The sequence below is a fragment of the Nocardia sp. NPDC004860 genome (genome assembly GCF_040609015.1).
Taxonomy (GTDB): domain Bacteria; phylum Actinomycetota; class Actinomycetes; order Mycobacteriales; family Mycobacteriaceae; genus Nocardia.
Genome location: NZ_JBEXJI010000011.1, coordinates 228183 through 238868, shown reverse-complemented (window position 1 = coordinate 238868; position 10686 = coordinate 228183). Strand labels below are relative to the sequence as shown.

The 10686-nt window shown below is 68.7% G+C and carries 13 protein-coding genes; 6 read left to right on the top strand and 7 right to left on the bottom strand.

Annotation, left to right across the window (positions count from 1 at the left end; translation table 11 throughout):
- Nucleotides 1-278 precede the first annotated feature (278 nt).
- The 3 genes from nhaA to ABZV44_RS21955 are packed head-to-tail and all read left to right on the top strand — an operon-like array spanning nt 279 to nt 3036.
- Nucleotides 279-1550: a Na+/H+ antiporter NhaA gene (gene nhaA, locus ABZV44_RS21965; protein WP_354839080.1), complete on the top strand. Its 1272-nt coding sequence runs from the start codon at nt 279-281 to the stop codon at nt 1548-1550.
- Complete coding sequence (locus ABZV44_RS21960) at nt 1547-2062, top strand: phage holin family protein (RefSeq protein WP_354839077.1); 516 nt, start codon at nt 1547-1549, stop codon at nt 2060-2062. Before nhaA ends, ABZV44_RS21960 begins: the two co-directional genes overlap by 4 nt.
- Nucleotides 2063-2085: 23 nt before the next feature.
- Nucleotides 2086-3036: an alpha/beta hydrolase gene (locus ABZV44_RS21955; RefSeq protein WP_354839074.1), complete on the top strand. Its 951-nt coding sequence runs from the start codon at nt 2086-2088 to the stop codon at nt 3034-3036.
- A 71-nt stretch (nt 3037-3107) separates the two neighbouring features.
- Here ABZV44_RS21955 and ABZV44_RS21950 read toward each other — a convergent pair whose 3' ends face one another.
- Genes ABZV44_RS21950 through nth form a run of 4 tightly spaced genes read right to left on the bottom strand, consistent with a single transcriptional unit; the run spans nt 3108 to nt 6403 of the window.
- Entirely contained in the window at nt 3108-4301 is a 1194-nt protein-coding gene (locus ABZV44_RS21950; RefSeq protein WP_354839071.1) for a MarP family serine protease, read from the bottom strand.
- Nucleotides 4298-5026 carry a CoA pyrophosphatase gene (locus tag ABZV44_RS21945; RefSeq protein WP_354839068.1) on the bottom strand — a complete coding sequence of 243 codons (729 nt, stop codon included), beginning with the start codon at nt 5024-5026 and terminating at the stop codon, nt 4298-4300. Before ABZV44_RS21945 ends, ABZV44_RS21950 begins: the two co-directional genes overlap by 4 nt.
- Nucleotides 5027-5063: 37 nt before the next feature.
- Nucleotides 5064-5726: a TlpA disulfide reductase family protein gene (locus ABZV44_RS21940; protein ID WP_354839065.1), complete on the bottom strand. Its 663-nt coding sequence runs from the start codon at nt 5724-5726 to the stop codon at nt 5064-5066.
- Nucleotides 5723-6403 (bottom strand): endonuclease III, encoded by a 681-nt coding sequence (gene nth, locus ABZV44_RS21935; RefSeq protein WP_354839122.1) that lies wholly within the window; start codon nt 6401-6403, stop codon nt 5723-5725. The genes ABZV44_RS21940 and nth overlap by 4 nt, the downstream gene beginning before the upstream one ends.
- Nucleotides 6404-6689: 286 nt before the next feature.
- On the opposite strand from nth, the gene ABZV44_RS21930 reads away from it, so the two are divergent.
- Nucleotides 6690-6917 (top strand): hypothetical protein, encoded by a 228-nt coding sequence (locus ABZV44_RS21930; RefSeq protein WP_081986109.1) that lies wholly within the window; start codon nt 6690-6692, stop codon nt 6915-6917.
- 273 nt (nt 6918-7190) lie between these two features.
- Nucleotides 7191-7865, top strand: a complete 675-nt coding sequence (locus ABZV44_RS21925) for a Crp/Fnr family transcriptional regulator (RefSeq protein WP_019044571.1) — start codon at nt 7191-7193, stop codon at nt 7863-7865.
- Between the two features lie 124 nt (nt 7866-7989).
- Here ABZV44_RS21925 and ABZV44_RS21920 read toward each other — a convergent pair whose 3' ends face one another.
- From ABZV44_RS21920 to ABZV44_RS21910, 3 genes are all read right to left on the bottom strand, one after another.
- Entirely contained in the window at nt 7990-8796 is an 807-nt protein-coding gene (locus tag ABZV44_RS21920; RefSeq protein WP_354839059.1) for an MBL fold metallo-hydrolase, read from the bottom strand.
- An 81-nt stretch (nt 8797-8877) separates the two neighbouring features.
- On the bottom strand, nt 8878-9333 hold the full coding sequence (locus tag ABZV44_RS21915) for a RidA family protein (RefSeq protein WP_354839056.1): 456 nt from the start codon (nt 9331-9333) through the stop codon (nt 8878-8880).
- Nucleotides 9333-9497 carry a DUF4177 domain-containing protein gene (locus ABZV44_RS21910; RefSeq protein WP_085996654.1) on the bottom strand — a complete coding sequence of 55 codons (165 nt, stop codon included), beginning with the start codon at nt 9495-9497 and terminating at the stop codon, nt 9333-9335. Before ABZV44_RS21910 ends, ABZV44_RS21915 begins: the two co-directional genes overlap by 1 nt.
- Before the next feature lie 169 nt (nt 9498-9666).
- Between ABZV44_RS21910 and ABZV44_RS21905 the strand changes: the two genes are divergently transcribed.
- Nucleotides 9667-10686 (top strand): ArsA-related P-loop ATPase, encoded by a 1020-nt coding sequence (locus ABZV44_RS21905; protein WP_354839053.1) that lies wholly within the window; start codon nt 9667-9669, stop codon nt 10684-10686.

Sequence of the window (10686 nt, the reverse complement as noted above, 5' to 3'; positions counted from 1 at the left end):
CCGAGGGCCGCGAACTGGGCGACACCTCAACCCTGGTGGACCCCAACGTGTTCGAGTCCATCCGCGCCGGCAAGGCGTAAACGGGCAGACCCCGCGAGCGGCCCCCTGATCGGCGATCAGGGGCCGCTTCGGGTACGGGGTGGTCAAGAAGTTCCGGGCACACCGTTAGAATTGCGCAAAAGGTGTGCCGGGAAGTCTGGTCGGCATGCGGTTGTGCCGTCGGTCCCTGGAGTGGTGTAGCACGCCGCTTTCTCGTCGACCGACCGAAAGGCTGCACCGTGATCGCTCAGGTCCGTTCCGAGCTCGCCCGTTATCTGAGAACCGAAACCTTCGGCGGCGCACTGCTTCTCATCGCCGCGGCCGCGGCGCTCATCTGGGTCAACTCACCGTGGGGCGCGAGCTACACGACCATGGTCGACACCAGGCTCGCCATTCCCGCCCTCCACCTCGACCTCACGCTGGCCGACTGGACCAAGGACGGCCTGCTGGCCATCTTCTTCTTCGTGGCCGGGCTGGAGCTCAAACGGGAGCTGGTGGTCGGTGAACTCGCCGACCGCAAACGCGCCACCCTGCCCATCGTGGCCGCCGCCGGTGGTGTGGTGTTGCCCGCGCTCATCGCCGCCGCCGTCGGCTGGGGCGCGCCGGGCATGGACCGCGGCTGGGCCATCCCGGTCGCCACCGATATCGCTTTCGCGCTGGCTGTGCTCGCCATGACCGGATCGCGGATTCCGGCCGGCGCCCGGGTGTTCCTGCTCAGCCTGGCCGTGGTGGACGACCTGATCGCCATCATCCTGATCGCCGTCCTGTTCACCACCACCCTGAAGATGCTGTGGCTGCTGGCGGCCGTGCTGTGCCTGGCCGGCTGGGCGCTGGCCCAGCGCTTCCGCCTCGGCAGCCCGTTCATCTACGTCCCGCTGGGCCTGATCGCCTGGTACTCCCTGCACGAGGCCGGAATTCACGCCACCCTGGCGGGCGTGGCCTGCGGCCTGCTCACCCGGGTGCGCCCGGATCCCGGCGAGGACGAGCACTGCGTGCCCGCCGCCCGGCTCGAGCATTTCTTCCAGCCCATCTCCGCCGCGCTGTGCGTACCGTTGTTCGCGCTGTTCGCCTCGGGCGTTCCGCTGGATGCGAGCGTGCTGTCGAAGCTGTTCACCGACCGGTTGGCGCTGGCCATCGTCCTGGGCCTGCTGGTCGGCAAGACGGCCGGCATCTTCGGATCCAGTTGGCTCGCCGTACGGTTGGGAATCGCGGAACGCCCCGGTGATCTCGGTTATCGGGACATGTTCGCCCTGTCGGTACTGGGTGCGATCGGCTTCACCGTTAGCCTCTTGGTGGCAGAACTGGCCTTGGAAGACGTCGGCGACGGGTCGGCCGCAGAGCTCGCGAAAGCGGCGGTGTTGCTCACGTCTTTGGCGGCTTCCCTGGCGGGTTCGGCGCTACTGTTGCGTCGGGGCCGTGCTCACCAGGCACGACGTGACGAGCGGGCACTGCAAAATCAAGAGCGACACCGGACAGTACTACCGGGACATGGAGAAGGGTCGAGCAATTGAGCTTCACACAGGGCGGTAACGGCTACGACGGGAACCGCACCCGCACCGTCACTTCGATTCCGCTGTCCGATGTCGACGCCCATCAGTCGGCGACCTTCGGCACCTTGGTCCGCGACGCGACCGAGCAGATGTCGACCCTGGTGCGCGCCGAGGTGGAGCTCGCCAAGGCCGAGGTGACCGGTGAGATCAAGAAGGGCCTGCAGGGCAGCGTCTTCTTCATCCTGGCGCTGACCATCCTGCTGTTCAGCTCCTTCTTCTTTTTCTTCTTCCTCGCCGAACTGCTCGACATCTGGCTATACCGCTGGGCCGCGTTCCTGGTGGTGTTCCTGCTGATGATCGCGGCGGTCGCGGCCTTCGCGCTGCTGGGTTATCTGAAGGTGCGCAAGCTGCGCGCACCGGAGAAGACCATCGAGTCCCTCAAGGAGGCGAAGAGCGTGCTGCCCAGCGGTTTCGGTCACGCCGACGGGGAGACGGCCGAGGTCTCCGTCGAACTCGGCAAGCCCCGGCCCTAGACCTTCGATTACGCTCCATCGGCGTGTCGTCGAATTCGCATCCGGATCCGTCCGCAGTCCGCTATGACGGGCCGTGGACCCATCGGGACGTGCACGCCAACGGCATTCGCTTCCACGTGGTCGAGGCCGTGCCCGCCGGGACGGCCTACACGGACCCGGACATGCCGCTGGTCGTGCTGCTGCACGGCTTCGGCGACTTCTGGTGGTCCTGGCGCCACCAGCTGACCGGGCTGGCCGCACGCGGCTTCCGGACGGTGGCGGTGGACCTGCGCGGCTACGGCGACACCGACAAGCCACCACGCGGCTACGACGGCTGGACCCTCGCTGGTGATGTCGCCGGCCTGATCCGCGCGCTGGGCCACACCGAGGCGACCCTGGTCGGGCACGCCGAGGGCGGCCTGGTGTGCTGGGCCACCGCCGTACTGCACCCGCGGGTGGTGCGGTCCATCGCGCTGATCAGCTCCCCGCATCCGGTGGCGCTGAAGCGGGCGGTGCTGCGCGACAAGCCACAGCGCTCGGCCTGGCTGCCGGACTTCCTGCGCTATCAGGTGCCGCGCGTGCCCGAGGCCCGGCTCACCCGCGACGACGGCATCGCGATCGAACTCCTGCTCCGCGACCGGGTGGGCGAACGCTGGTCGGCCACCGAGGAATTCACCGACACCGCCCGCCGCATGCGCACCGCCGTCCGGATCCCCGGCGCGGCGCACTGTGCGCTGGAATATCAGCGCTGGGCCTTCCGTAGCCAGTGGCGGCCCGACGGCCGGCGTTTCATGGCGGCCATGAGCGAACCGGTGCTGGTGCCCACGCTGGCCCTGTACGGCGACCGCGACCGGTACATCCTGCCGGGCACCATCCGCCGCGGCCAGCAGCTCTCGCCGCAGCGCCGGGTGGTGGCCATCCCGGACGCGGGTCACTATGCGCACCAGGAGAATCCGGAGCCGGTGACCGCGGAGATCGCAAAACTGCTTGCCTGACGAGGCTCTCCGATACGAAAAACGGCCCCGGCGAATCATGTTCGCCGGGGCCGTTTTCCGTTCTTCCAGGCTCAGCTCAGCACACAGCTGCCGGTGCCGACCGCCGTCGATTGGCCTGCCGCCGAACTCAGTTCGGGCCGCACCTCGTCGAGGGTGAGCACGTACCCGGTGTCGTCGTCGGTGACCGCCGCGCCGAACACCACGCCCAGGATCCGGCCGTCGGTGTCCACCAGCGGGCCACCGGAGTTACCGGCCCGGACCTGGCCGCGAATGGTGTAGACCTCACGCTTGACGTCGGCGTCGCGGTAGATGTTGGGACCCTTCAGGTTCAGGGTCTCGCGCACGCGGGCCGCGCTGGCGGTGTAGCGCCCGCCGCCCGGGTAACCGAGCACGATGGAGCTCTCCCCCGAGCCGGCATCGGCCGGAGCCAGGTCCAGCGGCTGCGCGTTCAGGCCCGGCACCGCCAGGATCGCCACGTCCTTGGACGAGTCGAACAGCACCACGGTGGCGGGCAGCGACCCGCGCGCGGTGTCCACGCTGACCGTGTTGGTGCCCGCGACCACGTGCGCGTTGGTCATGATGCGCTCCGGGGCCACCACGAAGCCCGAACCCTCCAGCTGCCGTTGGCAACTGGGCGCGATGCCGCGGATGCGCAGCACACTGCCCTGCAGCTGCTGGGCCACCGGCAGCTGCAGCACGCTGGGATCGGGCGGTTCCACGGCGGTGATCGGGACGTGCCCGAACGGGCCGATGACATCCGGCAGCCCGGAGGTGTTGAGCAGGTTGGAGAAGTCGGTCGGCACCCGCCGCAGCCAGTCCGGCGCGACATGGTCGACATTGCGCAGCACCTGGGAGTTGGTGACCGCGGCCGCGATTCCGGGCTGCGAGGAGTTGGTCAGCGGCAGCGCCAGCAGCCACGCGGTGGCCAGCACCGCCACCGCCTGCAGGCCCGCGCCCACCACACTGTCCACGCTGCGGGTGAACGGATCCCGCATGCCGCCGCGCGCGGCCCGCCCGAGCACCATGCCCGCGACCTCGCCGACGATCACCAGCGCCACGATGAGCAGGACGCCCACCAGCACCCGGGTGCGGCCCTCGTTCAGGTGCTTCAGGATGTGCGGTGCGATCAGAATGCCCGCGACCGCACCGAGAATGACGCCCAGGAAGGCGAGCGCCGAAGCGACCGCGCCCTGCCGCCACCCGGAGGTGGCGGCCAGCAGCGCCAGAATGATGATGCCGAGGTCGAGCCAGCCCGAGGCGCTCATAATGTCATCCCTACCGCGGCCAGTGCGGCCTGCAGATCACGTACATCGTGATGGTCCCATTCGCGTTCCCACCCGGACACCGCCAGCAATCCGGCGAGCACCCCGGCGGTGAACCCCCACACCAGCATTCCGTCCACGGTGAACGCCGGGCCCATATAGCCCAGTGGATGGCGCACCACGAAACGATTGGCCGGATCGATGAGCTCGGACAGCGGCACTCGCGCCACGCGGGCGGCCTCCGTCTCGCTCACCACCCCCACCTCGCCGGGCGTGCGCCAGTAGGCGACCACCGGCGTCACATCGAACCGCGACGGCGGCACGAAGATCTTGGGCAGCACCGCGATCGGCTCCACACCGGCGGGGTCGAGCCCCGTCTCCTCGCGCGCCTCGCGCAGCGCGGTGCTGATCGGGCCGTCGTCCTGCGGCTCCACCCCGCCGCCCGGGAACGCCACCTGGCCGCTGTGCTGGCGCAGGGTGGCGGCACGCTGGGTGAGCAGCACGTCGGCATCGGCCGGAAGCCCGCCCGGCGCAGTCGAATCCGGCTCGGGGGAGCCGCCGAAGAGCACCAGCACCGACGCCTCCCGGGCCCGGGTCGCCGCGGCGGCGAAGCGCCGCATGGTGCTGCGGCGCAGCACCGGGTTCACGCCGGTGGGATCGGCCGGGTCGTGCTCGGCCACCCCGCGCAGCCACTCCGGAATGCCATTGGCAGACGCCTCGAGTCTCATCACCACACCCTTGTCGAAAGATCCACTCGTCCAGCCCTCACGCCCTGACCCCCAATTCGGCCGCGACGGTGGCGGAAATGTCCTCGACGCTGGTGAACGGGCGCACCACGACTTTCGCAACGGTGCCGTCGGCGCGCAACAGCACCGAGATCGGCAGCACGGCGGGCGCGCCTACAGCGGTGCGAACCCTGGCATTCGAATCCTCGACCCCGGGCAGGTGGATGCCGAGCCCGCTCAGCCGCGACAACGCCTTGGCGGTCCCCGGATCGCTGTGCACGGTCAGCACCGTGAGCGCGTTCCCGGCCTGCTGCGAGAACTGTTGCAGCAGCGGCAGTTCCTCCGCGCACGGACCGCACCAGTAGGCCCACAGATTGAGCAGCGCGGGCTTGCCGGCCAGCGCCGCAACCAGATCCACCGGCCGGCCGTCGGCCAGGCAGTCCAGCGTGATGCCGCGCAGCGGGCCGTCGCCGACGGGCGCGCCGGTGGGCACGGGACAGGCGGCCAGCGCCGCCGCGGCCCGATCCGAGTCGGCGACAGCCGGTTCGGCGGGCGCGGTGGCCGTGGTCGAGCCGGTCGCGGCGTTCTCGTGGTCGGAGTGGGTGAACTGCGGCCAGAGCGCGACCGCCGCCGCCACGGCGACGATCACCGCCGCCAGCGCCCACCGCCACCCGGTGTTGCCCCGCGCCGTCTCGGCGCTCACAGCCCGACCAGCTCGAGAAGATGCTCGGTCTCGGGGCCCTTCACCAGCTTGGCCGCCTCGGTCGGGTCGGTCGGGCCCTCCCCGAAGGACGGGCAGTCGTTGGCCAGCAGGCACGCGCCGCACGCGGGCTTGCGCGCATGGCAGACGCGGCGGCCGTGGAAGATCACCCGGTGCGAGAGCATGGTCCAGTCGCGGCGCTCGATCAGCTCGCCGACGGCGTGCTCGATCTTGACCGGGTCCTCCGCCGCGGTCCAGCCCCAGCGCCGCACCAGCCGCGCGAAATGGGTGTCGACGGTGATGCCCGGGACATCGAAGGCATTGCCGAGGATGACATTCGCGGTCTTGCGCCCGATGCCGGGCAGAGTGACCAGTTCGCCGAGGGTGCCCGGCAGTTCGCCGTCGAAACGCTCGACCAGTTCCTGGCCCAGCCCGATGAGGGAATTGGCCTTGTTGCGGTAGAAACCGGTGGGCCGGATGTACTCCTCCAGCTCGGCCCGATTGGCTTCGGCGTAATCGCGGGCGTCGCGGTACTTCGCGAACAGCGCGGGCGTGGTGAGGTTCACCCGCACGTCGGTGCACTGCGCGGAAAGAATTGTGGCGACCGCCAATTCGAGGGGCGTGGTGAAATCCAGCTCACAGTGCGCGTCGGGGAACTCGACGGTCATTTCCCGATACATGCGCCGGGCCCGCCGGACCAGGCCGATCCGAGTCTCTTTGTCGCGCTTGCGCGCTTTGGCCGGACGCGAAAACCGTGGCGCATCCGAGACATCGACCGGAGCCTCGGCAGGGGTCGCTCGAACGCCCGAATTATCCGGGTCTGCCCCGCTCACGGCCGCGTTGGATTCAGAGACACGCACGCCACCACCTTACGGAACCACCCCTGGCCCACAACCGGGCTGAGTACCCGCCGTGTTCCATCTGAGACCTTCGGCGTGTTTACTGCTGCCTATGCAAGGACTCGCTGTGGTGCTGTTTCCGATAGCGCTGATGCTGTTCGCGTTGGTGATGGAACGGGTCGAGAATCGGCTTCGCAAGCTTCTCGAACCAGACCCAGAGGTCCAGCAGTATCTCGATCGAGCCACGAATGCCGAGGTCAGCGATCTGACCAAGCTGGGTTTGCCGGCCGCGGCGGCGCGTCCGAGGCGCGCCCGGCCCGCGGCCAAGGGAATGGACGTCGCACAGGCCAGCTGATCCGCGCGGGTCGGTGCTCGAGTGGTCCGGTGGCTTTCAGCTCCAGACCACTTTTTACGATCTTCATGACGCAGGTCTCACGGCGTGTCGTAGATTGCTTGTGAAGCGTGTCGCGAAACCGTCGTTGTGTGTCGCATACTGCGGCTCCGTGTGTCTGAGAATGAGCTCGGCGCGTGGTGTCTATCACTACCCGGCGGTATTGCAAAGTAGACTGCACTGTCGGCCGAGTCGTTTCGGTCCAGGACAGAGCCATTTCCCATAAGGAGCACATTCGTGGACGAGGCCCTCGCCAGAGCAGGCATCTTCCAAGGCGTCGAGCCCACCGCGGTGGCCGCTCTCGCCAAACAGCTGCAGCCCGTTGACTTCCCGCGCGGCCATGTCATCTTCAACGAGGGCGAACCCGGCGACCGGTTGTACATCATCACCTCGGGCAAGGTGAAGATCGGCCGCCGCTCCCCCGACGGTCGTGAGAACCTGCTGACGATCATGGGCCCGTCGGACATGTTCGGCGAGCTCTCGATCTTCGACCCGGGCCCGCGCACCTCGACGGCCACCACCGTCACCGAGGTCCGCGCGGTCACCATGGACCGGGACGCCCTCAAGGCGTGGATCGATCAGCGGCCCGAGATCGCCGAGCAGCTGCTGCGGGTGCTCGCCCGCCGCCTGCGCCGCACCAACAACAACCTGGCCGACCTGATCTTCACCGATGTTCCGGGTCGTGTCGCCAAGGCGCTGCTGCAGCTCGCCCAGCGCTTCGGCACCCAGGAGGCGGGCGCGCTGCGCGTGACCCACGACCTCACCCAGGAGGAGATCGCCCAGCTGGTCGGCGCCTCCCGCGAGACCGTGAACAAGGCGCTCGCCGACTTCGCGCACCGCGGCTGGCTGCGGCTCGAGGGCAAGAGCGTGCTGATCTCCGACTCGGAGAGACTGGCCCGCCGCGCCCGCTGAGCGGCGACAGTTATCTACGCGAGTACATACGCGAGGCGCGTCGCCACCCCCGTAGCGGTGGCGACGCGCCTCGACGCGTAAAGGACCAAACTTTGGATTCCTCCGGGGCTTCGCCCTGAAACCCCTATTCCTGTGAACGCAGGTACGCCAGCTGCGCTTCGACCGAGCTGTGGGCGGCCGGCCAGAGACGCTTGTCCACATCGGCGTAGACCTCGGCGACGATCTGCAGCGCTTTGGCCTTGGAGCCGAGCTTCTCCAGGGCGGCGCGGACCTGGTTCAGGCGCTCCTCGCGGTGGGCGATGTAGTAGCGGATCACCGGTTCGGCGTCGGCGTGGTCGGGACCGTGGGCCGGGAGCAGGGTGCGGCCGGGAGCGACCGCCACGAGCCGGTTCAGCGAGTCCAGATAGGCCGCCAGCGCGCCGTCCCAGGATTCCAGGACGGTCGTACCACTTCCGAGGACGGTGTCACCGGTGAGCAGCGCCTGCTCGCCGTCCGGGCCGTCGAGCAGGAAGCTGAGCGAGTCCTCGGTGTGCCCCGCGGTGGCGAGCACCGTGATGCGCAACCCGGCGACCTCGATGACCTCACCGTCGGTCAGGTGGGTGCCCACGCCGCGCAGGAACTCGGAATCCTTGGCGCGCACCGCGGTTCCGGTGGCCTTGACCAGATGGTCGATGCCGCCGGTGTGGTCGTGGTGCTTGTGGGTGATGAGGGTGAGGGCGATGTTCCCACCGGTCTCGCGAACCAGCGCCTCGGTGTGCGCGCGGTCCTTCGGACCCGGGTCCACCACAACGTATTCCGTGGCGCCGGGAGCGCGCAGCAGCCAGGTGTTGGTGCCCTGCAATGTCATTCCGCTGGGATTGTCGGCCAGCACGACGGCGGCGGACGGAGTCACTTGCCGCAGTTGCTCGTACGCGGGGTGAGTGAGCGTCATTGTTTCGTCCTAATGCACCGAGCGTGATGCGTCCAGAGTTGAACGCATCACGCTTCCGACTGTGTCCCAAGCATTTCGGGGTCAACGCACCTCGGCGATGAGTTCCACCTCGACCGGGGTGTTCAGGGGCAGCTCGTTGACGCCGACCGCGGAACGGGCGTGCACCCCGGCCTCGCCGAGCACCGCGCCGAGCAGCTCGGACGCGCCGTTGATGACCAGCGGCTGGCTGTTGAAGCCGGACGCGGAGGCCACGAAACCGACGACCTTGACGATGCGCACGACATTGTCGAGGCCGACCAGATCGTGCACGACCGCAAGGGCGTTGAGAGCGGCCAGCTTGGCCATCTCCGCGCCCTGCTCGACGGTGACCTCGGCGCCGAGCTTGCCGGTCAGCGGCAGCTCGCCGTTCACGAACGGCAACTGCCCGGAGGTGTAGACGTAGTTGCCGGACCGGACGCCGGGCACGTACGCCGCGACCGGCTTCGGAGCCGACGGCAGTTCGAGCCCGAGCTCCTTCAGGTTCTCGGCCCAGGACATCAGCTCTTCGCCCGCTTCAGGTAGGCGACGTGCTGTTCACCGGTCGGTCCGGGCAGCACCGTGACGAGTTCCCAGCCGTCGGAACCCCACTGGTCGAGAATGGCCTTGGTGGCATGGGTCAACAGGGGCACCGTCGCGTACTCCCACACGGTCACATCACTCATGCGCTGAGACTAGCCCCGGCCGGCTTCCCCCAGTTCCCCAGGCCCGCCGACTACGCTGCGGGATCAGGAAATACGAGTTTCCAGAGTGGTGTATCAGACAGTTGCCGAGTCCTGTGGGCAGGAATTCGGGACGAGTTATAGGCTCGCGAGCGTGGGAGTACCGATAGCAGTGCCCGTTTCGGTTGAGCCGGGGGTCGAAGCAGGTTGGCCGGAGCGGGCGGACAAGGCCCGCCTGCACTACGTTTCCGGGAAGGGGGGCACCGGGAAGTCGACCGTCGCCGGGGCACTGGCACTGGCGCTGGCCGCCGGGGGACGCCGGGTGCTGCTGGTCGAGGTCGAGGGCAGACAGTCCATTGCCCAGTTGTTCGATCTCCCGCCCTTGCCGCCCACCGAGACTCGCATCGCCACCGCGGACGGCGGCGGCGAGGTGATGGCGCTGGCCCTCGATGTCGAGCACGCCTTCCTCGAGTACCTCGACATGTTCTACAACCTGGGCTTCGCCGGTCGCGCCATGCGCCGGGTGGGCGCCATCGAGTTCGTCACCACCATCGCGCCGGGTCTGCGCGACGTGATCCTCACCGGCAAGATCAAGGAATGCGCGGTGCGCGCCGACAAGTCCGGCAAGCCCGCCTACGACGAGATCGTCATCGACGCGCCCCCGACCGGCCGCATCGCCAGCTTCCTCGATGTCACCCAGGCCATGGCCGAGATCGCCGGCGGCGGTCCCATCGCCGCACAGGCCGAGGGCGTGTCCAAGCTGCTGCACTCCGAGCAGACCATGATCCACCTGGTCACGCTGCTGGAGGCGCTGCCGGTGCAGGAAACCGCCGACGCCGTCGCCGAACTCACCGCCAACGACCTGAATATCGGGACGGTCATCGTGAATCGGGCGAGCGAGGGCTACCTGCCGCGCTCGGTGCGCGAACAGGCCGCGCAGGGCACGGTCGACGTCGGCGCCCTGCGAGCCGGACTGACCGAGGCCGGGATCAGCCTGTCCGAGACCGATTTCGAGGGCTTGGTCGCCGAGACCGTGGAGCATTCCGCGCGGCTGGCCGCCCAGGACGAGAGCGCCGCCGAACTGGCTCAGCTCGACATCTCGCGGCTGTACCTGCCGTCGCTGGCCGACGGCATGGATCTGGGCGGGCTCTACGAGCTGGCCGAAGTCTTGAGCGCGCAGGGGGTTCGTTAG